Origin of the sequence: Christiangramia flava JLT2011 (genome assembly GCF_001951155.1) — a bacterium.
In the GTDB taxonomy this organism is placed as follows: Bacteria; Bacteroidota; Bacteroidia; order Flavobacteriales; family Flavobacteriaceae; genus Christiangramia; species Christiangramia flava.
Genome location: NZ_CP016359.1, coordinates 1,716,223 through 1,739,595, shown reverse-complemented (window position 1 = coordinate 1,739,595; position 23,373 = coordinate 1,716,223). Strand labels below are relative to the sequence as shown.

22 protein-coding genes and 1 tRNA gene are annotated in these 23,373 nt (G+C 43.5%); 13 read left to right on the top strand and 10 right to left on the bottom strand.

Features of this window, described 5'->3' with window-relative positions; all coding sequences use genetic code 11:
- The first annotated feature begins 51 nt into the window (after nucleotides 1-51).
- On the top strand, nucleotides 52-348 hold the full coding sequence (trxA, locus tag GRFL_RS07470; RefSeq protein WP_083644019.1) for a thioredoxin: 297 nt from the start codon (nucleotides 52-54) through the stop codon (nucleotides 346-348).
- Nucleotides 349-351: 3 nt separating this feature from the next.
- Here trxA and GRFL_RS07465 read toward each other — a convergent pair whose 3' ends face one another.
- The 3 genes from GRFL_RS07465 to GRFL_RS07455 are packed head-to-tail and all read right to left on the bottom strand — an operon-like array spanning nucleotide 352 to nucleotide 1,989.
- Entirely contained in the window at nucleotides 352-846 is a 495-nt protein-coding gene (locus tag GRFL_RS07465) for a YciI family protein (protein WP_083644018.1), read from the bottom strand.
- Nucleotides 839-1,315, bottom strand: coding sequence for a CYTH domain-containing protein (locus GRFL_RS07460; RefSeq protein ID WP_083644017.1), 477 nt, complete (start codon nucleotides 1,313-1,315; stop codon nucleotides 839-841). Before GRFL_RS07460 ends, GRFL_RS07465 begins: the two co-directional genes overlap by 8 nt.
- Entirely contained in the window at nucleotides 1,312-1,989 is a 678-nt protein-coding gene (locus GRFL_RS07455; protein ID WP_083644016.1) for an NAD(P)H-binding protein, read from the bottom strand. Before GRFL_RS07455 ends, GRFL_RS07460 begins: the two co-directional genes overlap by 4 nt.
- A gap of 84 nt (nucleotides 1,990-2,073) precedes the next feature.
- Between GRFL_RS07455 and dinB the strand changes: the two genes are divergently transcribed.
- The gene (dinB, locus tag GRFL_RS07450) at nucleotides 2,074-3,159 is read left to right on the top strand and encodes a DNA polymerase IV (RefSeq protein ID WP_083644015.1); all 1,086 of its coding nucleotides are present in this window, start codon (nucleotides 2,074-2,076) and stop codon (nucleotides 3,157-3,159) included.
- 18 nt (nucleotides 3,160-3,177) lie between these two features.
- Complete coding sequence (locus GRFL_RS07445) at nucleotides 3,178-3,384, top strand: hypothetical protein (protein ID WP_083644014.1); 207 nt, start codon at nucleotides 3,178-3,180, stop codon at nucleotides 3,382-3,384.
- Between the two features lie 32 nt (nucleotides 3,385-3,416).
- Here GRFL_RS07445 and pyk read toward each other — a convergent pair whose 3' ends face one another.
- The 5 genes from pyk to GRFL_RS07420 all read right to left on the bottom strand — a co-directional run bounded on the left by pyk (nucleotide 3,417) and on the right by GRFL_RS07420 (nucleotide 7,691).
- Entirely contained in the window at nucleotides 3,417-4,847 is a 1,431-nt protein-coding gene (gene pyk / locus GRFL_RS07440; RefSeq protein WP_083644013.1) for a pyruvate kinase, read from the bottom strand.
- Nucleotides 4,847-5,317 carry an IPExxxVDY family protein gene (locus GRFL_RS07435; RefSeq protein WP_236995899.1) on the bottom strand — a complete coding sequence of 157 codons (471 nt, stop codon included), beginning with the start codon at nucleotides 5,315-5,317 and terminating at the stop codon, nucleotides 4,847-4,849. Before GRFL_RS07435 ends, pyk begins: the two co-directional genes overlap by 1 nt.
- 131 nt (nucleotides 5,318-5,448) lie before the next feature.
- A complete protein-coding gene (rnc, locus tag GRFL_RS07430) occupies nucleotides 5,449-6,180 on the bottom strand; it encodes a ribonuclease III (protein ID WP_083644011.1) in 732 nt (243 codons plus the stop codon).
- Between the two features lie 4 nt (nucleotides 6,181-6,184).
- On the bottom strand, nucleotides 6,185-7,438 hold the full coding sequence (gene fabF, locus GRFL_RS07425) for a beta-ketoacyl-ACP synthase II (protein WP_083644010.1): 1,254 nt from the start codon (nucleotides 7,436-7,438) through the stop codon (nucleotides 6,185-6,187).
- A 16-nt stretch (nucleotides 7,439-7,454) separates the two neighbouring features.
- The gene (locus GRFL_RS07420) at nucleotides 7,455-7,691 is read right to left on the bottom strand and encodes an acyl carrier protein (protein ID WP_013069791.1); all 237 of its coding nucleotides are present in this window, start codon (nucleotides 7,689-7,691) and stop codon (nucleotides 7,455-7,457) included.
- A gap of 147 nt (nucleotides 7,692-7,838) precedes the next feature.
- Here GRFL_RS07420 and purN point away from each other — a divergent pair, with 147 nt between their 5' ends.
- The 4 genes from purN (at nucleotide 7,839) to GRFL_RS07400 (ending at nucleotide 11,841) form a co-directional block, all read left to right on the top strand.
- Nucleotides 7,839-8,432, top strand: a complete 594-nt coding sequence (purN, locus tag GRFL_RS07415) for a phosphoribosylglycinamide formyltransferase (protein WP_083644009.1) — start codon at nucleotides 7,839-7,841, stop codon at nucleotides 8,430-8,432.
- A complete protein-coding gene (gene rnhA, locus GRFL_RS07410) occupies nucleotides 8,432-8,902 on the top strand; it encodes a ribonuclease HI (RefSeq protein WP_083644008.1) in 471 nt (156 codons plus the stop codon). Before purN ends, rnhA begins: the two co-directional genes overlap by 1 nt.
- A 55-nt stretch (nucleotides 8,903-8,957) precedes the next feature.
- Nucleotides 8,958-9,881: a PfkB family carbohydrate kinase gene (locus GRFL_RS07405; protein ID WP_083644007.1), complete on the top strand. Its 924-nt coding sequence runs from the start codon at nucleotides 8,958-8,960 to the stop codon at nucleotides 9,879-9,881.
- A gap of 61 nt (nucleotides 9,882-9,942) precedes the next feature.
- On the top strand, nucleotides 9,943-11,841 hold the full coding sequence (locus GRFL_RS07400) for an amidophosphoribosyltransferase (RefSeq protein WP_083644006.1): 1,899 nt from the start codon (nucleotides 9,943-9,945) through the stop codon (nucleotides 11,839-11,841).
- A 437-nt stretch (nucleotides 11,842-12,278) separates the two neighbouring features.
- On the opposite strand, the gene GRFL_RS07395 is transcribed toward GRFL_RS07400, so the two are convergent.
- On the bottom strand, nucleotides 12,279-12,887 hold the full coding sequence (locus tag GRFL_RS07395; RefSeq protein ID WP_083644005.1) for a superoxide dismutase: 609 nt from the start codon (nucleotides 12,885-12,887) through the stop codon (nucleotides 12,279-12,281).
- Nucleotides 12,888-13,056: 169 nt separating this feature from the next.
- On the opposite strand from GRFL_RS07395, the gene GRFL_RS07390 reads away from it, so the two are divergent.
- From GRFL_RS07390 to GRFL_RS07370, 5 genes are all read left to right on the top strand, one after another.
- A complete protein-coding gene (locus GRFL_RS07390) occupies nucleotides 13,057-16,155 on the top strand; it encodes a UvrD-helicase domain-containing protein (protein ID WP_083644004.1) in 3,099 nt (1,032 codons plus the stop codon).
- 33 nt (nucleotides 16,156-16,188) lie between these two features.
- Entirely contained in the window at nucleotides 16,189-17,385 is a 1,197-nt protein-coding gene (gene kbl, locus GRFL_RS07385) for a glycine C-acetyltransferase (protein ID WP_083644003.1), read from the top strand.
- 159 nt (nucleotides 17,386-17,544) lie between these two features.
- The gene (locus tag GRFL_RS07380; RefSeq protein ID WP_083644002.1) at nucleotides 17,545-18,975 is read left to right on the top strand and encodes an OmpA family protein; all 1,431 of its coding nucleotides are present in this window, start codon (nucleotides 17,545-17,547) and stop codon (nucleotides 18,973-18,975) included.
- Between the two features lie 74 nt (nucleotides 18,976-19,049).
- On the top strand, nucleotides 19,050-21,809 hold the full coding sequence (locus GRFL_RS07375; RefSeq protein WP_083644001.1) for a PD-(D/E)XK nuclease family protein: 2,760 nt from the start codon (nucleotides 19,050-19,052) through the stop codon (nucleotides 21,807-21,809).
- Nucleotides 21,796-22,692 carry an alpha/beta hydrolase family protein gene (locus GRFL_RS07370; RefSeq protein WP_083644000.1) on the top strand — a complete coding sequence of 299 codons (897 nt, stop codon included), beginning with the start codon at nucleotides 21,796-21,798 and terminating at the stop codon, nucleotides 22,690-22,692. Before GRFL_RS07375 ends, GRFL_RS07370 begins: the two co-directional genes overlap by 14 nt.
- A 34-nt stretch (nucleotides 22,693-22,726) precedes the next feature.
- Here GRFL_RS07370 and GRFL_RS07365 read toward each other — a convergent pair.
- Nucleotides 22,727-22,800, bottom strand: a tRNA-Ala gene (locus tag GRFL_RS07365).
- Between the two features lie 57 nt (nucleotides 22,801-22,857).
- On the opposite strand from GRFL_RS07365, the gene GRFL_RS07360 reads away from it, so the two are divergent.
- Nucleotides 22,858-23,361 (top strand): GNAT family N-acetyltransferase, encoded by a 504-nt coding sequence (locus tag GRFL_RS07360; protein WP_083643999.1) that lies wholly within the window; start codon nucleotides 22,858-22,860, stop codon nucleotides 23,359-23,361.
- The last annotated feature ends 12 nt before the right edge of the window (nucleotides 23,362-23,373 follow it).

Below are 23,373 nucleotides of genomic sequence, written 5' to 3'. Positions count from 1 at the left end.
TCAGATTATTTCTGAAAAGCTCTTTGTATTTTTATAGGAAAATACCGAGTTATGAAAAGTTCCTTCAGCGAAATCATTCAAAGTGAAAAACCTGTACTGGTTGATTTTTTTGCCGACTGGTGTGGCCCGTGTAAAATGCTGGCACCAATCCTGAAAGAAGTCAAGGAAGAACTTGGCGATGACGTGAAAATTGTAAAAATCGACGTAGATAAAAATCAGCCGCTTGCCGCCAAATATCAGGTTCGTGGCATACCTACGATGATCCTTTTCAGGAACGGCCAGCAGATCTGGAGACAATCTGGTGTACTTCCAAAGGAAGAGATCAAGAAAAAGATTGTTTCCGCGTAAAATTTACTGCAATTTACCGCCCTTGGCGACCCACCAGGGGTGCACTTCGACCTCCAGTCTCCCGGCCTTGACCATGGGATCCAGCCGCGCCAGGCTATCAGCTTCCTGCTGCGTTGGCGTGTTGTAAACTATAATCCCACGAAGATCGCCATCATCACCCATCGGCCCGGTTAAACTCGTATAACCTTCGGTATACATCCTGCTGAGATGTTCCAGGTGCCTTTTCTGAAGTTCCGCTGCCTCTGTAGAATCCTGGTTACGGTTGGGACCAGATTTCAGGAAGACCAGGAAGTATTGCTGCATCAAATAACTCGTGTCGTCCTCCTTGTAAGTAAAAGTTTGATAGCCCTTTTCCTGAAGCTCGCGGGCAATCTCTTCCTGTGAGGGAGCCTGCACCGAATCTTTGGTTTCTTCCAGTTCTTCAGCCTGTTGTTCCCGTGATTCCGGGTTGCCACATGACAAAAGTATTAGTGCAAAAAGGAAAATGAATTTATTCATCCTGTTGATTTTTTATCGGTTTCTTGATGAGTTGTGAATTATAGTAGCGCAGGTCCCCGGTCACTTCTTTTCCCAGCCACTGCGGACGCTCAAAATCCTCATCTTCGGTTTTCAGTTCGATTTCGGCAATTATAAGACCGGTATGAGCTCCGAAAAACTCGTCCACTTCAAATGTATGTCCGGCAACAGGAACCAGAAATCGTGTTTTTTCGATCATTCCAGGTTCGCAAATTTTCAGCAATTCTTCAGCTTCTGCGGCTGGAATAGCTTTTTCCCACTCATATCGGGACATCCCCGAATTACTGGACTTTCCCTTGATCGTGAGGTAGCCGGTATCACCAGTCAGCCTCACGCGCACGGTACGTTGTGGATCTGTATTCAGGTAAGCCTGGCGGAAAACTTTCTGTTCCGTGGCTTGTTTTTTAAAATCTTCGGAAGTTACCAGGAATTTGCGTTCGGTTTCGATCATACATTTTCTTTTGCTGCAATATCCTTTATTTCATCTGATTCTAAAATCTTTTTGTCAAAATGATGATTAGCCAGGAAGATCATGGATTTTGCAATCTCTTTGGGATGAATGCTGCGGTATTTCTTTAATTTCCCGCGAAGCAGCGGGTTCAGGGCTTGCATCAGTTTTTTTCCGAAGAATTCCGCGGGACGTGATTCTTCCCGGTCTCCCGAAATCAGGGCAGGTCTTAAAATATGAGTCTTCGAAATTTTGGCATCCAACACGGCGCCTTCCATTTCACCCTTGGTACGGTTATAAAAAATACGACTATTCTGGTTTGCGCCCATGGCTGAAATTACCAGAAAAACCTCAATACCGTTTTCTGCAGCCATTTTTGCGGCTGTTGCGGGAATGCCGAAATCGATTTGCCGATACGTATCCTTATCGGGAGTCTTTTTCTGGGTAGTTCCCACGCAGCAATAGACCTCATCTGCCTGAAAGAGGTTTTTGAATTGTTCCATCTCAAAAAGATCGATCAGGTATTCTTCAATTTTCGGGTTTTTCAGGCCTGTTCGGCTCCTGGTAAAAAGCTTGATCTGCTCATAGCGCTCATCCTTCAGCAAAAGATCCAGCAAAACGCCTCCGGTAAGACCAGTAGCGCCTAATATAATGGCGGTTTTTCCAAATCGCTGCATGAAATGAGGTATTTTTTTAAGGTTTAAAGTCTTCTAAAATTAGTACTTTTAAACCGAATTCCCGACAAACTTTTCAATTCTCCGGTGGAAGACCAGCGAAAAATAATACATATCGATATGGATGCCTTTTATGCTTCTGTGGAACAGCTGGATAATCCCGATCTGCGTGGAAAACCTGTGGCCGTTGGTGGCAGTTCTGATCGCGGCGTAGTAAGCGCCGCCAGCTATGAAGCCCGTAAATTTGGTGTGCGAAGTGCTATGAGCAGCATTATTGCCAAAAGAAATTGCCCGGAACTCATTTTTGTGAAAGCCCGTTTTGAACGCTACCGCGAATTATCGCAGCGCATCAGGGAAATTTTCCTGGAATATACTGATCTGGTAGAACCCTTGTCACTGGATGAGGCTTACCTTGATGTTACAGAGAATAAGAAGGGAAATCCCAGCGCAACGCTCATCGCGCAGGAGATCAGGCAAAAGATCAAGGAAAAAACCGGTTTGAATGCTTCGGCGGGAATTTCCATCAATAAGTTCATCGCCAAGGTGGCCAGTGATGTGAACAAGCCCAACGGCCAGAAAACGGTGGGCCCCGAGGAGGTCATCCCTTTTCTGGAAGAACTCGATATCCGGAAGTTTTATGGTGTTGGAAAGGTGACTGCCGAAAAAATGTACCGTCTCGGGATTTTTACCGGGAAGGATCTCAAGGAAAAAAGCGAGGAATTCCTAACGGAACACTTCGGTAAAAGCGGCGGCCATTTCTACAAGGTGGTGCGTGGTATTCACCTGAGCCCGGTGAAACCCAATCGCATCAGGAAATCTCTGGGTGCCGAAAGAACTTTCAGCGAAAATATTTCTTCGGAAATCTTTATGCTGGAACGTCTTCAGAATATTGCCGAAGAAATTGAACGGAGGTTGCAAAAAAGCCAGGTAGCGGGGAAAACGGTCACACTGAAGATCAAGTACAGTGATTTTACGCTGCAAACACGCAGCAAGACGCTGGCCTACTACATTTCTTCCAAAGACCTGATCCTGGAAATTGCCAAAGAATTACTATATCAGGAGAAAATGAAAAATTCGGTAAGGTTATTGGGGATCTCCCTTTCAAATCTGAATACCGAAGATGAAAAAGAGGAAAAAAAGGAAATTTCGGTTCAGTTAAAATTTAAGTTTTAACCAGTTAATTTTCAGCAGATGAAATCCATATTCAGAATACTCATCATAGCCCTGATAGGCGTGTCGATCGCGATATTAATTGAAATGCTGCTATTGTATTCGCAGAACAAGGCGGTAGGTTTTACGATTTCAGATCTCGGGGAATATTCCATCGTGTTCTTTATCACCTCGTTCCTCGTCTACTTTCAGCATAGAAAACGCAAAAAAAGAAAGCCGCAAAACTAGTTTTGCGGCTTTTCAATTTCCAAATAAATTTTTTATTCGATCTCTGAAACTCTGAGGGTATTGACCATTCCCTTAGCAGTAATTGGCATCGCAGCCAGATTGATGGTAAAATCACCGGCTTCCACGAACTTGTTCTTCTTCGCCAGGTCATTGATATCATCAATAGTTTCATCGGTGCTAACGAACTTATCGTAGAAAAAGGCCTTCACGCCCCATAACAGGCTCAATTGATTCAGGATACGGTGGTTCGAAGTGAACACGAGAATATGTGCTTCCGGTCTCCACGCAGAAATCTGGAAAGCAGTGTATCCGCTATTTGTAAGGGTGCAAATCGCTTTGGCCTTGATTTCGTTTGCCATATGGGCCGCATGAAAACAAACCGCTTTGGTAATGTAGCGTTTGGTGCGTACGTGCGGTGGCTCATGTGGAACCTTGATGAGTGGCGAATTCTCCACGCTTTGAAGAATCGATGCCATCTTCTGAATTACCTGAACCGGGTATTGTCCAACGGAAGTTTCCCCACTTAGCATCACGGCGTCTGCCCCGTCCATCACCGAGTTTGCCACATCGTTCACCTCTGCCCTGGTAGGCGTGAGGCTGGTAATCATGGTTTCCATCATCTGGGTAGCGATAATAACCGGTATTCGGGCTTTTTTTGCCGTTAGAACCAGTTTCTTCTGAATCAGCGGAACTTCCTGTGCCGGAACTTCTACTCCCAGGTCGCCACGCGCCACCATCAGCCCATCACAGTAAGCTACAATCTTATCGATATTGGCTACACCTTCCGGCTTTTCGATTTTGGCGATGATTGGTATTTTATATTGTGAATGCTCACGGATGAGATTCTGCAATTCGATTAAATCTTCTGCGTGACGCACAAAGGAAAGTGCGATCCAGTCTACCTCCAGCTGGCAAGCGAATTTGGCGTCTTTCACGTCTTTTTCAGTCAAGGCAGGAAGCGAGATATTGGTATTGGGAAGGTTGACACCTTTTTTAGATTTCAACGGGCCTCCCTGAATAACCTTGGCCTTTACCTCATCTTTTTCATTGGTGCTGAGTACCTCAAAAATCAGTTTTCCATCATCCAGAAGAATGCGTTCCCCGGCTTTTACATCTCTTGGGAATGAATCATAATTCATATACACCCTTTCAGCAGTGCCCTTAAATTCTTCACCGGTCGCAAAGGTGATCTCATCTCCTTCACTTACCACCACTTCTTCTTTCATGACACCAACACGCAGTTTAGGTCCCTGCAGATCAGCAAGAATTGCAGCATTGAAACCTTCTTCTTTGTTCAGATCCCTGATCATCTGGATGCGCTCCTTTACATCTTCATAATCGGCATGAGAGAAATTTATCCGGAATACATTGGCACCTTCCTGCAGCATTTTTCGCAGGATATCCTTGTTACTTGTGGCCGGGCCTAAAGTCGCGACAATTTTAGTTTTTTTGTTGGTGGGCATTATTCGAATATTAGATTTTGTTTGGATTTTAAATTTTCTGTGTCAACCGCATAGGCTGCCTGGATCTGGGGTATTTGCGAAACCTTTGTTAGCAGGCGGCTGAAATCTTTCTGCTGCATTTCCTCGCTCACTTTCAGGAAATAATCCACCTTATTATACTCGGGTACGAGGTAGACTTCCTGAGGCCTTACTTCCTCTTCAGCAAAGAGCGAACCGGAACTTAAAATACGTTTAGGCTCTCCCTTGAATTTATTGGCTACCAGGTGAAAAATGACGGGACAGGAAGGATCTTTATGAGCGTAAAGAGCGTAAGCAGCCTCGATTTCTCCGTGGTTAAAGTCTATATCCCTTCTTTCGCGCTGGAGCTTCAGATCAAGATACTTATTTAAAAAATACGCCATTTTAAATCCTTCAAGTGAGGAATAAATGGCGATGAGATTAAAAAAGTCGTCTTCAACTTCTAGCAGCATTTTATGCGATTGCATAAATCAACACTTTAAGAGTTTAAAGATAATATATGATTGAGAAAATGACGATTATAGCCCCAAAAAATTCATAATTTTTTACGAAAACGTTTTAGTTTAGGTTAAATCGTTAAAAATTATTCCATTTTATTCTGAAGCGCATAGTATGCTCTCTTCGAGGCTTTTTCCTCTGCCTTTTTCTTGGAGGTTGCTCGCGCTTTAGCCACTACACGGTCGTTGATGCGGAGCTTGACACCAAAATGTTTGAGCTCATCCCGACCGGTATCTTCATACACTTCGTAGTCGAATTCCTTTTTTTCTTTCTGGCACCATTCAATGAGCAAACTTTTGTAACTGATGACCTTCCCTTCCAGTTGCTCAATATCGACATACGGGTCGATCACGCGTTCGTAAATGAAACGCTTACAATATTTATAGCCTTTATCCAGATAGATCGCACCAACCAGCGCCTCAAAAAGATTTCCGTGTACGTTCACTCCAAATTGTTCCTTCGGGATATTGGTCTCGATATGATCGATAAGCCGCAGGTCTTTTCCGAGCTCATTGAGGTGCTTCCTGCTTACCACTTTTGAACGCATCTTGGTAAGGTAACCTTCATTGCCACCGGGAACGGCTTTAAACAAATGGGAAGCAACCACGGCACTGAGCATGGCATCCCCCAAAAACTCCAGCCGTTCAAAATTGATCGCATTTCCATCAGCATCCTTTTTATTCAACGAGCGATGGGTAAAGGCCCTTTTGTAATGGGAAATATTCTTAGGCCGAAACCCGAGAATTTGAGTAAGTACATTAAAAAAATTCCCGCCTTTAGAAGAGCGGGAATTTAATATGTTTCTTATAACACTCATGGATTTACTCGTGAAATTTCTTGAAAGCTACACAGGCGTTGTGACCTCCAAAACCAAAGGTATTGCTCATCACCACGTCAATGTCTCTTTTCTGAGCTTTGTTCAGAGTAAGATTCAACTCCGGATCAATATTTTCATCTACCGTCTCGTGATTGATTGTTGGCGGAATGATACCGTTCTTCATCGACAGGATGGAGGCAATGGCCTCAATCGCTCCGGCTGCACCAAGAAGGTGACCGGTCATAGACTTGGTTGAATTGATATTGATATGCTTGGCATGTTCTCCAAAAACCTTTGAGATCGCCTTCAACTCGGCAACATCTCCCAAAGGGGTAGAAGTTCCGTGAGTATTGATGGCATCCACGTCTTCAGGTTTCAGGCCTGCATTGCGAAGGCAATTTTCCATCACGGCTACCACACCGTCTCCTTCTGGATGCGGGGCAGTCATGTGATAGGCGTCTGAAGACAATCCACCACCCAATACCTCGGCATAAATCTTCGCTCCTCGGGCTTTCGCGTGTTCGTATTCCTCAAGAATCAAAGCGCCTGCTCCTTCTCCAAGAACGAAACCATCTCTGGTAGCATCAAAAGGTCTTGATGCAGTTTCCGGAGTTTCATTTCGGGTTGAAAGCGCATGCATGGCGTTGAAACCTCCCATTCCTGCAATCGTTACGGCAGCTTCAGAACCACCGGTCACGATCATATCTGAATAGCCCAGACGAATGTTGTTCAACGCATCGATCATGGCATTAGCCGAAGAAGCACAGGCAGAAACCGTCGTATAATTCGCACCCATAAACCCGTGGCGAATGGAAATATTACCAGGAGCAATATCTGCAATCATTTTCGGGATAAAGAAAGGATTGAATCGAGGCGACCCGTCTCCCTGAGCAAAGTTGATCACTTCGTCCTGGAAAGTCTCAAGTCCACCGATACCAGCTCCCCAGATAACGCCAACTCGATATTTATTGACTTTGTCCAGGTCTATTCCGGAATCTTTTATGGCTTCATCAGATGATACTAAGGCATACTGAGCAAAACGATCCAGCCTTCTTACTTCCTTTCGATCGAAGTAATCCAGCGGATTGAAATTTTTGAGTTCACAAGCGAATTTAGTCTTGAACTTTTCGGTATCAAAATAAGTGATAGGAGCACTACCACTTTTTCCGTTAACCAGTCCATCCCAGTATTCGTCGAGATTATTACCGATTGGGGTTAAGGCTCCAAGCCCTGTAACTACAACTCGCTTTAACTCCATAAAGGTGTTTTAATTTTTATTTTTTAGCGTCTTCAATATAAGAGATTGCCTGACCTACAGTGGCAATATTTTCAGCCTGATCGTCTGGAATCTGGATATCAAACTCCTTCTCAAACTCCATAATCAATTCCACTGTGTCTAATGAATCAGCACCCAAGTCGTTGGTGAAGCTTGCTTCGTTTACAACTTCGTTCTCGTCAACTCCTAGTTTGTCAACGATGATAGCTTTTACTCTTGATGCAATGTCTGACATAATTTTTTATTTTAATTTTGATTAGGTGGCAAAAATAAAAAACTTTATTTTAAAACCGATTTTTACTCAAAAAATGTGATTCTAATTTACAACAATTTCAATTAAACCGATTAATTTTACCCTTTAATTAATGTTAAGAGCCTTATTTTGAGCAATCAACAAAAACCACCCAAGAAGATTGTAATTTTTGCCTCCGGCAACGGTACCAACGCCGAAAATATCATCAAACACTTTCAAAAGTCAGAAAAAGCAGAAGTTGTGGCTCTTTTCTCCAATCGCCGGTCTGCCGGAGCTCTCAAAAAGGCCCATGATCTCAACGTGAAAGCCCTTCATTTCGATAAGGAAGCAATTTACCATTCCCATGAAGTTCTGAATGTGCTTCGAGATATGAAACCAGACCTTATCGTCCTGGCAGGTTTTCTTTGGCTCATGCCCAAGCGAATCCTTCAGCAATTTTCGAATAAGGTGATCAACATCCATCCTGCCCTGCTTCCGGCTTATGGCGGAAAAGGGATGTATGGATCGCGGGTTCACGAAGCGGTGATCGCCAATAAGGAAAAGGAAAGTGGAATTAGCATTCATTACGTCAACGATCAATATGACGAAGGCCGAATAATTTTCCAGGCAAGAACCCAGCTGGACAATACTGATACGCCAGACAGCCTGGCGCAAAAGATCCACGAACTGGAATACCGCCACTTCCCGGAAGTAATTGAAGAACTCCTAGAAAAACAGGCTTAGTGCAACAACCAACCGTTCATATGTATACCGATGGTGCCGCAAGAGGCAACCCCGGTCCAGGAGGCTATGGTGTTATCCTGGAATGGGTGGGAAAACCCTACAAAAAAGAATTTTCCGCAGGCTATAAGCATACTACGAATAACAGAATGGAATTACTGGCCGTAATCGAAGGCCTTAAAAAATTAAAGAATCCGGGAACCAGCGTCCTGGTTTTTACAGATAGCAAATATGTGGCAGATGCGGTGAATAAAGGCTGGGTCTTTAATTGGGAGAAAAAGGCTTTTGTAAATCGAAAAAATCCTGATCTCTGGATGGAATTCCTGAAAGTATACCGAAAACACCAGGTCAAATTCCAGTGGATCAAAGGCCATAATGATCATCCGCAGAACGAGCGGTGCGATGCACTGGCAGTGATTGCCTCCAAAGGAAAAAAGCTGCTGGACGATAAAGGTTACAAGCCGGGAAATTGAAGTTTACTGCTTGAAAAACAAACTGTATATTTGCAGCGTAATTTTAAAACCAGTTATGAGCAAATTACTAATCGTGGGGACCGTAGCCTTTGATGCTATTGAAACTCCATTTGGTAAAACAGATAAAATCCTTGGTGGAGCCGGAACCTATATTGGCCTTTCTGCTTCCAATTTTGATGTGGAAAGCGCCGTTGTTTCGGTAGTTGGAGAAGATTTTCCTCAGGAATACCTTGACCTGCTCACCAGAAATAATATCAATATTGACGGTATCGAGATCGTGGAAGGCGGAAAAACATTCTTCTGGAGCGGCCGTTACCACAATGATCTGAACACTCGTGATACGCTGGATACGCAGCTGAATGTTTTGGCAGATTTCAACCCAAAAGTTCCTGATACTTTTAAAGATGCGGAATATGTGATGCTTGGAAACCTCCATCCATTAGTGCAATTGAGCGTACTGGAACAGGTGGAGAATCCGAAGCTGGTTGTGTTAGACACCATGAACTTCTGGATGGACAACACTTTGGAAGACCTGAAAAAGGTGATCGCCAGGGTAGATGTGATCACGATCAACGACGAGGAAGCAAGACAACTTTCAGGAGAACACTCCCTTGTAAAAGCTGCGAGAATTATTGCTAATATGGGGCCTAAATATATAGTAATCAAAAAAGGAGAACACGGCGCCCTGCTTTTCCATCAAGAACAGATCTTTTTCGCACCGGCTTTGCCACTCGAAGAAGTTTTTGATCCAACCGGTGCCGGGGATACCTTCGCCGGAGGCTTCATAGGCTATCTTGCCAGAACCAATGATGTGAGTTTTGAGAATATGAAAAGTGCCATTATCTATGGTTCGAACCTGGCCTCCTTCTGCGTTGAGAAATTCGGAACGGAACGCATGGAAAGCCTCGATAGAAGCGAAGTGAACGAACGGCTGAATGAGTTCAGGAAACTGACTCAGTACGAAACCAAAATGAACTAAAATAACATGCCCTGTAATTTCAGGGCTTTTTTTGTGACAATACCTACAACACAACTACAACATGAGTGACGCTTTAAAACATGAATGCGGGATTGCATTGCTTCGCCTACTGAAACCTCTTGATTATTACAAAGAGAAATATGGCACAGCCTTTTACGGGGTGAACAAAATGTACCTGATGATGGAAAAACAACACAACCGCGGCCAGGATGGAGCGGGTTTTGCCAGCATCAAACTCAACACCCTTCCTGGAGAACGCTACATCAGCCGAATTCGCTCCAACCAGGCGCAGCCCATTCAGGATATTTTCGAACAAATCAACCAGCGCATCAATGATGAAATCAAGGCAAATCCGCAGTATGCGGAAGATGTGGAACTTCAGAAAAGGCATATTCCCTATTTGGGAGAATTGTTCCTTGGACATGTTCGTTACGGAACCTTCGGAAAAAACAGCATAGAAAGCGTTCACCCTTTCCTGAGACAGAACAACTGGATGCACCGAAACCTCATCGTAGCCGGGAATTTCAATATGACCAATGTTAACCGCTTATTTAACAACCTTGTGGAACTTGGTCAGCACCCGAAAGAGCGGGCAGATACGGTGACCGTCATGGAAAAGATCGGGCACTTTTTGGATTCAGAAGTTCGAAAGCTCTATAAAAAATTGAAGAAAGAAGGTTTCTCAAAAAAAGAAGCTTCCCCGCACATCGCTCAACAACTGAACGTTGCCAAAATCCTGAAAAAATCTTCTAAACTTTGGGACGGAGGTTATGCCATGGCCGGACTAATGGGTCACGGTGATTCTTTCGTTTTGAGGGATCCAGCTGGAATTCGCCCTGCCTATTATTATAAAGATGATGAAGTTGTGGTGGTCGCTTCAGAAAGGCCAGTGATTCAAACTGTTTTCAACGTAGATTTTGAAGACGTGCAGGAATTACCTCCAGGTCACGCGATTATTACCAAGAAGAACGGCAGCACCAAGATCAAGGAAATTATCGAACCTTTGGAGCGAAAGGCCTGTTCTTTCGAAAGAATTTATTTCTCCCGCGGTAGTGATGCTGAAATTTATGAAGAACGGAAGAAATTAGGTCGTTTGCTTATGCCTCAGGTACTGGAAGCCATAGAAAGAGACACACTCAACACTGTTTTCTCCTTTATTCCGAATACGGCGGAAACTTCATTCTACGGAATGGTGGAAGCCGCACAGGACGAACTAAACCTTCAGAAGAACGAGGCAATTTTAGCTGAAAAGGATAAACTCACCAACGAACGCCTGCAGGAGATCCTTTCTCATCGTCTTCGGACGGAAAAGATTGCGATCAAAGATGTAAAACTCAGAACTTTTATTACGGAAGACAGCAGCAGGGATGATCTGGTCGCCCACGTCTATGATGTGACTTACGGCGTAGTCAAGGAGAGCGACAATCTGGTTATTATTGATGATAGTATTGTTCGCGGGACCACGCTCAAAAAGAGTATCATCAAAATGATGGATCGCCTTAACCCGAAGAAGATCGTCGTAGTGTCTTCAGCTCCGCAGATCAGGTATCCAGATTGTTACGGGATAGACATGGCCAGGCTGGAAGACCTCGTGGCCTTCCGCGCAGCATTAGAACTTTTAAAAGAAGCCGGCCGATACGAACTGGTGGAAGAAGTTTATGAAAAATGCAAGGAACAGGTAGACTTGGAAGATCAGGATGTTCAGAATTTCGTGAAAGAGATTTACGAACCATTCAGCGACCAGCAGATCTCTGATAAAATTTCAGAACTACTATGTGATCCCGAGATCAATGCCGATGTAAAAGTGATCTACCAAACGGTGGAAAACCTGCATGAAGCCTGCCCTAAGAACCTTGGAGACTGGTATTTCACAGGGGATTACCCTACTCCGGGAGGTAACCGCGTGGTTAACAGGGCATTCATGAATTTCTTTGAAGGGAAAAAGGATCGCGCGTATTAAAAATGCATTTCATCTAATTTATAAGCCCTTCGTCTAATAATCTTTGGGCAGAACATTTTTCTATCTACTTTAGTATTGCCATAACATAAGTAGGTTAAGTTCATGGTAGATTTGGGGCAAAAAAAGGTGGAATAACATTCCGCCTTTTTTTATTTTAGGCCGATTCTTCTTTAAAATTCTGTTTAGCCTTTTTTTAACCCAATTCAACAAGAAAAAATTCCATTCTTTTTAACTGATTTTCAGGTAGTTCGTCTAAAATATCTTGACGATACCAACTTTCTTTTTATCTTTATTGAACCATAGCATAAGTAGGTTAAGTTCATGGTAGATTTGGGGCAAAAAAAGGTGGAATAACTTTCCACCTTTTTTTATTGGTAAACTTTTCAGCATAAAAAAAGGCTACGATCCCGCAGCCTTTGATAGGTAAAGTTCAAGGATTATTTCGCTTTAGCGTACCTGCTTGAAACTTCTTGCCAGTCGATCACATTAAAGAATGCATCGATATATTCAGGACGTTTATTTTGATAATTTAGATAATAGGCATGTTCCCAAACATCTAATCCAAGAATAGGTTGCCCTCCGCAGCCAATTCCTGGCATGATCGGGTTATCCTGGTTTGCAGAAGAGCAAACTTCTACTTCGCCGCCTTTATGCACACAAAGCCATGCCCATCCGGAACCAAACTGGCCGGCAGCCGCTTTGGAAAATTCTTCTTTAAAAGCTTCAAAAGAACCGAATTTTTTATCGATCGCTTCAGCCAGCTCGCCTTCCGGCTTTCCTCCACCTTCGGGAGACATGATCTCCCAGAATAAACTGTGGTTATAGAAACCGCCGCCGTTATTACGAACAGCGCTGTTAGACATGTCCAGGTTCTGAAGGATGTTTTCAATATTCTTTCCTTCCATATCCGTGCCTTCAATGGCCGCATTCAACTTACTGGTATATCCTGCATGGTGCTTGTCGTGATGGATTTCCATCGTACGAGCATCAATATGAGGCTCCAGTGCATCGAAAGCATATTTCAATTTTGGTAACTCAAATGACATAATTATTCAATTTTTTTTAGTGATTAGTACTTAAAATACTCTCAAATTTAGCCATTCACATAGTTTCAGGAAATTTTTTCATGTTATAAAATACTTAAAAGGCTTTCAAGGCTCGCCCGCATTTTTATTTTAGTTTTATATTCTGAAATCAACTGAAAACTTCCGGTTTTTGAAAAACTCATTCACCATTTATGATGCCTCCGCCGGCTCCGGAAAGACCTTTACCCTCGTGAAGAAGTATCTTTCCATATTATTGCGTTCGAAGCGGGCAGATACTTACCGCAATGTGCTGGCTATCACCTTTACCAATAAGGCGGTTGCCGAAATGAAACGGCGTATCATCGAAAATCTTTCGGCCTTTACCAGCGAGCGCACGAATTTGGCCAATAATGACATGATGAAAATCCTGGCGGAAGAAACCGGGCTTTTCGAAAATGAGATTCGGCAGAAATCAGCTGAAATTCTTAAAAGTATCATTCATAATTATGCTGCTTTTGAAGTTTCCACGATCGATGGTTTTACACATCGCGTCTTGCGAACCTTTGCCCGCGATCTGGAGATTCCCATGAATTTTGAGGTAGAATTAAATGCTGATGACATACTTTCCGAAGCAGTGGACAGTTTGATCAATCGCGCGGGCAACGACGAGGAACTTACCAAAATATTAATAGAATATACGCTTTCCAAGACCGATGACGACAGGAGCTGGGATATTTCACGCGACCTTTTCCAGATCGCGCGACTACTGACCAATGAAAATAACCAGAAAGCCATTGCGATTCTCAGGGACAAATCGGTTGAAGATTTTAAGAAATTCAGAAAGCGCCTTTCCGAAGAGATTAAAAAAGGTGATCAGCAATTGCAGGATATTGGAACGCAATTTTTCCAGCTGTTGGAACGGAACGGGGTCGATCAAAAAAGTTTCAGTCGGGGTTCCGTTCCCGGATATTTCCAGAAACTGGTAAACGGCGATAAAAACATCAATTTTGAAACCCGCTGGGCTCAGCATATCGATAGCGACACGCTGTACACTAAAACGACTCCGGAAGATCAGAAAGCGCAGATCGATGCTCGCCAGGCAGAGATCGCAGAGCTTTTCGGGCATTCCAAAAAAGTCTTTTTTCACATTCAGTTCCTGGAAGAGGTTCAGAAGAATATCGTGCAATTATCACTGTTGAACGAGATCAACCGGGAGGTAGAACAGATCAAAGCTGATCGCAATATTTTGCTGATTTCTGAATTCAACCCGAAGATCAGCCAGCAGGTGAAAGACCAGCCTGCACCGTTCATTTATGAACGACTTGGAGAACGCTATCGGCATTATTTTATAGACGAATTTCAGGACACCTCGGTCATGCAATGGCAAAATTTGATTCCGCTTATAGATCATAATTTGTCGAGTACCGAGGAAAATTCGAGTCTCACACTGGTAGGAGATGCCAAACAAAGTATCTATAGGTGGCGCGGCGGAAAGGCCGAGCAGTTCATCGAACTTTGCGGGGAACAGAATCCCTTCCCGGTAGAAAAGGAAAAAATTCAGCTGCCCGATAATTTCAGGAGTGGTTCTACCATCGTCAATTTCAACAATGAATTTTTCAGTTTTGCGGCCGACTCGCTCAGTTTTCCGGCATATGCCGAATTATTCCGAAGGGGTTCCCAACAACCTAAAAAGGGTGATTACGGATACGTCAACCTGCGTTTCCTCGAGAATTCCACGAAAGAAGAAGAGCTGGAAAATTACCCGGAAGAGGTTTTAAAGATCATTCAGGAACTGGATGAAGCGAAATTTCAGCGCGGCGATGTTTGTATTCTCACCAGGACGCGCAGAGAAGGAGTGGCCGTAGCCGAATTTCTTTCGGAAAATGGCATTCCGGTAGTCTCTTCGGAAACCTTGCTGCTGTCTCAATCTTCAGAAGTGCTTTTTATTATAGCCCTTTTGAAATTAAGCCTGCAACCCGAAAATGAGGAGATCAGGCTAGAGGTGCTCGATTATTTGATGCAGCAAAAATTTCCTGAAAGTTATACTTACGAGAAATTGCTGGACAGCCTGAAGCATGAAGTTTCCCATCTTTTTGACTGGTTGCGGGAAGAACAGGTCGATTTTCAACTGGAAAAAATCCAGCGACTGTCGCTTTACGAAGCCTGCGAATATATTATCAGGAGTTTTGAACTGGTAACAGAATCAGATGCACATCTGCAGTTCTTCCTGGATTTCGTATACGAAAGCAGCCAGAAAAACCTGGGGGGTATTCATCATTTCCTGGAAAACTGGGAGAAAAATAAAGATCGTTTAAGCATCGTGGTCCCGGAAGCCGATGATGCCGTGAAGATCATGACCATTCATAAATCCAAAGGCCTGGAATTTCCGGTGGTGATCTATCCTTTTGCCAATTCCAAAATGCAGGATACGCGAAAAGACAATCTATGGATCGACCTGGAAGATGAAGATATTCCTGTGGCCTATGTAAGCGCCTCCAAAAAAATGATGGACTGGAACCTGAGCGCTTCGGAAGCCTACCAGGAATTGTTGCATCAAAATGAACTGGATACCCTCAATGTATTTTATGTAGCCTGCACCAGGGCTGCTGAACGACTGTATATTCTAAGCAATAAAAATGACAAACCTTCCGGCACGGTAGCCGATTTGTTGTTTGATTTCGCCGGAAATCAATTATCAGCCAATAAAAATGAATTCCAAATTGGAACAGCGGAACCGGCAAAGACGCAAAAAAGTGAAATTTCCTCATCGGTTACGGCCCGCACTTTCTATACCTCATCTGTTCAGAACGAAGCCGTGAAAATCGTGACGCGCGCGGGAGCGATGTGGGATTCGAGCCAGCAGGAAGCCATCGAAAAAGGAGAAATTCTGCATGAGATCCTGGCTTTCATTCATACTTCGGAAGATTTAGAAGCGGCGATGATTAAAGCTATAGCCATCGGCTTAATTTCAGAAGACGCTAAAGCCGAAATTCAGCAGCAGATCGAAAAAATCATCCATCACCCGGAATTACGCCTTTTCTTTTCCGGAGAAATGAAAAATATCAATGAGCGCGATATCATTGACTCCAATGGGGAACGACTGCGGCCAGATCGCCTGAATATCGATGGAAAAACGGTTCATATTATCGATTATAAAACCGGCGGTTTTACCGATATGCACGAAAATCAACTGCGAAAATATTCCGAAGTACTGGAAAATATGGGATATACTATAGGGGAGCGCCTGTTGATCTATACTCATAATCCTATTCGTATCGAAAAAGTATAAATAGAAGACTAACTTTAGCAAAAAATTCAAAACATGTACGGAGCAATTAAAGAACATCTGGAAAAAGAACTGGAAGAAATTAAAGAAGCCGGGCTCTACAAAAAAGAGCGTATCATTACCACGCCACAGGACGCGGTGATCAAAATCGCCAGCGGGCAGGAAGTGATCAATTTCTGTGCAAATAATTACCTGGGGCTTTCTTCACATCCTGAAGTAGTGCAGGCAGCGAAGGACACCCTGGATTCCCATGGATTTGGAATGTCCAGCGTTCGTTTTATCTGCGGAACTCAGGATATTCATAAAGAACTGGAACAAAAGATCGCCGATTTCTACGGAACGGAAGATACTATCTTATACGCAGCTGCTTTTGATGCGAACGGAGGTGTTTTTGAACCATTATTAACCGCTGAAGACGCGATAATTTCAGATTCTCTGAATCACGCTTCGATCATAGACGGCGTGAGGCTGTGCAAGGCTGCCCGATACCGGTACGAGAACGGAAATATGGAAGACCTGGAGCAACAACTGATCGCTGCGAACGAAAAAGGGGCCCGCTTTAAGGTGATCGTCACAGATGGTGTCTTTTCCATGGACGGCCTGGTGGCACCTTTAGATGAAATATGTGACCTGGCAGATCAATACGATGCCATGGTCATGATCGATGAATGCCATGCAACGGGATTCATCGGGGAACACGGTATTGGAACACTGGAAGAAAAAGGAGTGCTGGGAAGAATTGACATCATTACCGGGACCCTTGGTAAAGCGCTTGGTGGAGCAATGGGCGGCTATACAACCGCCAAGAAAGAAATCATCGAAATTCTGCGTCAGCGCTCAAGGCCTTACCTATTCTCAAATTCCCTTGCGCCAGCCATTGTTGGGGCATCGATCAAAGTCTTTGAGATGTTGAAAAACGATGCCAGTTTAAGAAACAAACTAAAGGAGAATACTGCATATTTTAAAAAAGGTATCAAAGAAGCTGGTTTTGAGATCATCGATGGAGAAGCCGCAATCGTTCCTGTAATGCTGCATGACGCCAAGTTATCCCAGCAGATGGCTGATAAACTGCTCGAGGAAGGGATCTACGTGATAGGTTTCTTTTATCCGGTCGTTCCAAAAGGCAAGGCCAGAATCAGAGTTCAACTTTCAGCAGCACATGAAAAGGAACATTTGGACCAGGCAATCAAAGCTTTCAAAAAAGTGGGAAAAGAACTGGGAATCATCAGCTAAAATTGCCCTATAAAAGTGTTGATATTTAGGAGCTAAAAGCTTCGGAAACGGCCTGTAATCGCGCATCAATTAAGAAAACTTTATTATTTCAAACTTTGTTAATATGCATGAAGCGCATACTTTTGTTTCCAATTAACACTTAAAACTAAACTATTAAATATGAAACATCTTAGCAAAATTGTATTAGCCGCATTCCTTATGTTAGGCTTTACTTCAGTTCAGGCACAGGATGCTGATAATCCTTGGGCTATCGGAATTGGAACTAATGCAGTAGACTTTTACCCTACCGGTGAAGATGCACCTCTTGGTGGTTTCTTCGACGAATATTTTAATGCTGATGAGCACTGGAATATTCTACCTGCCGTATCCAGAATCTCTCTTTCTAGATATATCGGTGCAGGTTTAGTAGCAGAACTTTCTGGTACGATCAACCAAATCGATAAATACGGTGACAGAAGTGTGGCTGACCTTTCTTACTATGGTTTAGATGCCTCTTTGGACTATAGCCTACGAGCCATGTTGAACGACGGATGGTTTGATCCTGTTGTAGGTATTGGTGGTGGTTACACCTGGATTGGTGATCAGGACGGAGAAGATATCTCTAACCTTGATGCTGCTACTTTAAACGGTAAGTTAGGTTTCAACATTTGGTTAGGAGATCACGTGGCTCTTACTGCTGAATCTAAGTACAAGCACGTTTTTGAATCTGAAACTGCTTCACATTTCCAACATGCTGCCGGTATTAAATTCGTATTCGGTGGAACTGATACTGATGGTGATGGAATTTACGATAAAGATGACGAATGCCCAGAACAGGCAGGTCTTCCAGAATTTAACGGATGTCCTGATACTGATGGTGACGGAATCGAAGATCGCCAGGATGCATGTCCAAACGAAGCTGGTCTAGCTGAATTCGACGGATGTCCTGATACTGACGGTGACGGAATTGCTGATCCAGATGATGAGTGTCCAGAAGAAGCTGGTACTGCCGAAATGAACGGTTGTCCTGATGCTGACGGTGACGGTGTAAAAGACAGTGAAGATAACTGTCCTGACGAGGCTGGTCCTGCTGAAAACGACGGATGCCCATGGCCAGATACTGATGGTGACGGTGTACTAGATAAAGATGACGAATGTCCAGAAGAAGCTGGTCCTGCTGCATCTAACGGATGTCCTGAGCCAACTGTAGAAGTGGTTAAAGAATTGAACGAATATTCTAAAACTGTTCTTTTCGATCTTAACAAAGCGACTATCCGTCCAGAATCTGAAGAAGCACTTCAGTCTATCGCTGACATCATGAAAGAATACTCAACTACCGTATTCCACATCGAAGGTCACACAGATAGTACTGGTAGTGATCAGTATAACCTAAAACTTTCTAAAGAGCGTGCTGCTTCTGTAATGAACTGGTTGAGCGAACATGGTATCCCTGCTAACAGATTAACTTCTGAAGGTTATGGTGAAACCAGACCAATCGCTACTAACAGTACTGCTGCTGGTAGACAAGATAACAGACGTGTAGAGATCTCTCTAGATAAAGACAAAGAAATGAAAGAATCTGCTGAGACTGAAAATGACTCAATGCAGTAATCAGATTCGTTTCTGAATAAATAAAAGTGTTAGAAACGCCCCGCAATTGCGGGGCGTTTTTTTATTTTAGAGCAATGAAATCATTCATCTGCGAAGTACTAGAAAAACTTCAAAATTCGGGAAATTCCATCTCAGAAATGGTCTTCGTGCTTCCCAGTAAAAGGGCAGGCGCATACCTTCTAAAAGAGCTTTCTGAAATTGTTACTCAACCTGCCTTTGCACCAAAAGTGCTCAGTATCGAAGAATTCACAGAAGAAATTTCTGGATTACAGGCAATCGACAATACCATTAGCCTGTTTGAGTTTTATGAAGCCTATAAGCGCATCACTCCAGCCGAAGAAAAAGAAGATTTTGAAACCTTTATCACCTGGGCGCAAAGCCTCATCCATGACTTCAATGAGATCGACCGGTATTTGATAGACTATCGCCCGTTCTTTGATTATTTATCGGGAATCCAGGATATCAAGCACTGGTATTTGCAGGATGAAAAGACGGAACTTATCCAGCGCTACCTCAAATTCTGGAAAAAACTACCCGATTTCTACGAAGAACTTCGGGAACGATTACTGAAAAAAGGCAAAGGCTATCAGGGCCTGATCTATCGAAAGGCAGCTGAGAATGTTACCAATTATCTAGTCAACAACAATACCGCCCATATTTTTATCGGTTTTAATGCACTGAATTCTGCCGAACAACACATTTTTCAGCAATTCCTGGAAGATGGTCAATCGCAGGTTTTCTGGGATATAGATAGGGTATTCTATGAAGATCTTGTGCATTCAGCAGGCATGTTCATGCGGGATTATTTCAGCAACTGGAACTACTACCAGCAAAAACCCTTTCAGGAACAGGCAAATCTCTTCAGCAATTCCAAAAAAATGGAGATTATCGGTATTCCAAAGAATATTGGCCAGGCAAAATATCTTGGAGAGATCCTTCAGCAAATCCCAAAAGAGGAACTGGAAAATACCGCGATCATACTCGGCGAAGAAGAATTGCTGCTCCCCACGCTAAATAGCCTTCCGCCATCAATCACTGAGCTGAACATTACGATGGGTTATCCAGTTAAAAACGCGCCTGTAAATGCCCTTTTTGAGGCTTTATTCCAGTTGCACTCTCAGGAGCAATCGCAATATTATTACAAAGACGTGGTGTCTATCCTTTCCCACCCATCCATGGAAAGTATGTTGGGAGAAAGTGCGCAGGTTTTTATTCAGAAGCTTCGGAAAGAAAATATCGTATATTTTGGGTATGAATTGATCGCCGCACACTTCAAAGACCCTGAACATCAGAAGGTAATTCGTGCCGCTTTCCAACCTAAAAAGCAGACGGTAACCGACTTTCTGAAAGATGTCCAGCAGCTCATTTTCAGTTTAAAAACTATTTTAAAGGAACAGGAAGATAAACTGGCACTCGAATTTCTATATCATTATCACACGCTCTTCAATAAACTTTCGAGCCTGAACGCCCAATACGATCATATCCAGACCGTCAAGTCGCTTCATGGCTTTTTTCGGGAACTGGTTGCGACCGAAAACCTGGATTTTCAGGGCAGGCCGTTTCAGGGACTGCAACTCATGGGAATGCTGGAATCGCGGGCGCTGGATTTTGAAACGGTGATCATAACCGGTCTCAATGAAGGAACCCTTCCGGCAGGAAAATCAGATTCTTCCTTTATTCCCTACGACCTCAAAACCGAATACGGCTTACCAACCTATCGAGAAAAAGACGCGGTATACACGTATCACTTCTACAGAATTCTGCAACGCGCCAAAAAGGTTTACCTCCTCTATAATACGGAGGCCGACGGGCTGAACTCTGGGGAAAAGAGCCGTTTCATCACTCAGCTCGAAGTCGAAAAACAGCCCGCTCACGATCTTTTACAAAAAGTGATTAGTCCAAAAGTGACTATTAAACCACAGGAATTACATCAGGTTGAAAAGACCGAAGCGATGATGGCCAAGATCAAATCACTGGCAGTATCGGGCTTTTCTCCTTCGGCTCTCACTACATATATTCGGAATCCTTTGGATTTTTACCGTCAGTACATTTTAGGTGTCCGCGAACAGGATGAAATGGAAGAAACCGTAGCTTTTAATACACTGGGGACGGTGGTACATGACAGTCTCGAGGCTTTTTACAAACCTTTGGAAGGTCAGTTTCTTTCCGAAGAGATTCTTCTAGGTTTTATGGGTCGTGCAGATGCCGAAGTGGCGCGACAGTTCGCAAACACGTACAGCAAGGCACCGATGAATCGCGGAAAAAACCTGCTGATTGCTGAAGTGGCGAAGCGCTACCTTCACAATTTTCTGAAGTTTGAACTGGACCGTGTCAAAAATGGCGATGAAATTCAAATTTTGCAAATAGAGACTAACCTCAAAACTGCCGTAGCGATTGAAAGCCTGGATTTTCCCGTCTACATTCGCGGAAAGGTGGATCGTTTTGAGGCGGTGAATGGTCTTCCGCTGGTGATTGACTATAAGACAGGGCGGGTGGAAAATTCCAAGGTCACCGTGGAAAACTGGGAAGCTATCACGACCGATTATGATAAATATTCTAAAAGCTTCCAGATTTTAACCTATTTGAGTTTGCTCGCCTTAGATAAAGACTTTACTTTCCCCTCCGAAGCGGGAATCATCAGTTTTAAAAACCTGAAATCAGGTTTGCTGAAGTTTGAGAAAAAAGAACCCGGAAGTCGGAAAAAAGATTCCCTCATCACCACCGAAACAATTCAGGATTTTCAGCTTGAATTAAAAAAACTAATAGTCGAAATTTGCGACCCCGAAATTCCTTTCGTGGAAAAAGAAATTAAAACAGCTTATGGAAGTTTCTAAAGAACTGAACCTCGTGATCGAGGGCAAACACAATAAACCCATTACCCTCGACCTTATTTTTAAAGATGATGGCAAACCGAAGCCAATCGTGATATTCTGTCATGGTTATAAAGGTTTTAAAGATTGGGGAACCTGGGAACTGATGGGAGAAAAAATGGCTGAAGAAGGCTTCTTTTTCGTAAAGTTCAATTTCAGTCACAACGGTACCTCTCCTGAAAACCTAACAGAATTCCTCCAAATTGAGGCTTTTGGAGATAATAATTACATGATCGAACTGGACGACCTCCAATCGGTTATCGACTGGCTGTTACTGCCAAATTTCAAATATGCCGGCCAGATCGAGGTAGACGACATGAGCCTGCTCGGGCATTCTCGCGGCGGCGGGATCGCTGTGCTGAAAGCTTCGGAAGAAAGAAGGATCACAAAACTGATCACTCTGGCTTCAGTTTGTGACTTCGCTTCCAGGTTTCCGGAAGGAAAAAAACTGGAACAATGGGAGAAAAAAGGCGTGCAGTATATCGTGAATACCCGCACCAAACAACAACTTCCGCATCACTACCAGTTTTACAAGAATTTCAAGGAAAACAAGGAACGCCTGAACATTAAAAAAGCGGCGAAAAAATTACAAATACCGCATTTGATCGCTCACGGAAGCAGTGATACCAGTGTTTCTATTGGTGAAGCCGGGAATCTTTTTGAGTGGAGCCCTGCGCCGAAACTTCTGCTGGTAGAAAATGCCGATCATGTTTTTGGAGCGAGCCATCCGTGGGAAAAAGAAGAACTGCCAAAAGAATTCAATTATTTTCTGAAGAATGCACTGGAGTTTTTAAAAGCTGATGCTTCCGATCTTTGGGACGAATACCTTTCAGATGATGATAACTAATAAAAAAACCACTGCGAAAACAGTGGTTTTTTTGTGGAGAATATCGGAGTCGAACCGATGACCTCTTGCATGCCATGCAAGCGCTCTAGCCAGCTGAGCTAATCCCCCTTACGCTGGCAAATGTAGTGATTTTTCCGAAATACTAAAATCTTTTACAATTTTAAAATGACTATTAAAAAAGCCGGCATAGAAGAGCTTCCGAAGATCAAGAAATTAACCGAAAAATGCGCTGCAGCGCTCCGCGAACTGGAAATCTTCCAATGGAACGAGCACTATCCTTCCCTGGAAAAACTACGGGAAGACATCGAAAAGCAGGAATTATATAGCATTTCCGAAGCAGAAGAACTGCTCGGCATCATCGTGATCAGTGAAAAGATCGACGACGAATACCTCGCGGTGAAGTGGCTTACCGAGAGCAACCGCAACCTTTATATTCATCGCCTGGCGGTAAACCCGGAAAACTGGGGACAGGGAATTGCCAGGAACCTGATGGATTTTGCCGAAGACCTGGCTCGAAAAGGTAATTTTCTTTCAGTAAGGCTAGACACGTTCAGCCAGAACTTAAGAAACCAGAAATTTTATGAAGCCCGCGGGTACCAACGTTTGGAAGACATTTATTTCCCGAAGCAAAGCGAGTACCCGTTTCATTGCTACGAACTGAAACTCTAAGACAAAATAGCT

Coding starts and splice junctions, on each gene's coding strand:
- GRFL_RS07420 (WP_013069791.1), bottom strand. CDS start 7,691: ATGTCAGACATTGCATCAAGAGTAAAAGCTATCATCGTTGACAAACTA.
- GRFL_RS07395 (WP_083644005.1), bottom strand. CDS start 12,887: ATGTCATTTGAGTTACCAAAATTGAAATATGCTTTCGATGCACTGGAG.
- kbl (WP_083644003.1), top strand. CDS start 16,189: ATGTACGGAGCAATTAAAGAACATCTGGAAAAAGAACTGGAAGAAATT.
- rnc (WP_083644011.1), bottom strand. CDS start 6,180: ATGAGTGTTATAAGAAACATATTAAATTCCCGCTCTTCTAAAGGCGGG.
- GRFL_RS07405 (WP_083644007.1), top strand. CDS start 8,958: ATGAGCAAATTACTAATCGTGGGGACCGTAGCCTTTGATGCTATTGAA.
- GRFL_RS07435 (WP_236995899.1), bottom strand. CDS start 5,317: ATGCTGCTAGAAGTTGAAGACGACTTTTTTAATCTCATCGCCATTTAT.
- GRFL_RS07465 (WP_083644018.1), bottom strand. CDS start 846: ATGAATAAATTCATTTTCCTTTTTGCACTAATACTTTTGTCATGTGGC.
- fabF (WP_083644010.1), bottom strand. CDS start 7,438: ATGGAGTTAAAGCGAGTTGTAGTTACAGGGCTTGGAGCCTTAACCCCA.
- GRFL_RS07445 (WP_083644014.1), top strand. CDS start 3,178: ATGAAATCCATATTCAGAATACTCATCATAGCCCTGATAGGCGTGTCG.
- GRFL_RS07400 (WP_083644006.1), top strand. CDS start 9,943: ATGAGTGACGCTTTAAAACATGAATGCGGGATTGCATTGCTTCGCCTA.
- GRFL_RS07460 (WP_083644017.1), bottom strand. CDS start 1,315: ATGATCGAAACCGAACGCAAATTCCTGGTAACTTCCGAAGATTTTAAA.
- GRFL_RS07360 (WP_083643999.1), top strand. CDS start 22,858: ATGACTATTAAAAAAGCCGGCATAGAAGAGCTTCCGAAGATCAAGAAA.
- pyk (WP_083644013.1), bottom strand. CDS start 4,847: ATGCCCACCAACAAAAAAACTAAAATTGTCGCGACTTTAGGCCCGGCC.
- GRFL_RS07370 (WP_083644000.1), top strand. CDS start 21,796: ATGGAAGTTTCTAAAGAACTGAACCTCGTGATCGAGGGCAAACACAAT.
- GRFL_RS07455 (WP_083644016.1), bottom strand. CDS start 1,989: ATGCAGCGATTTGGAAAAACCGCCATTATATTAGGCGCTACTGGTCTT.
- GRFL_RS07380 (WP_083644002.1), top strand. CDS start 17,545: ATGAAACATCTTAGCAAAATTGTATTAGCCGCATTCCTTATGTTAGGC.
- trxA (WP_083644019.1), top strand. CDS start 52: ATGAAAAGTTCCTTCAGCGAAATCATTCAAAGTGAAAAACCTGTACTG.
- GRFL_RS07375 (WP_083644001.1), top strand. CDS start 19,050: ATGAAATCATTCATCTGCGAAGTACTAGAAAAACTTCAAAATTCGGGA.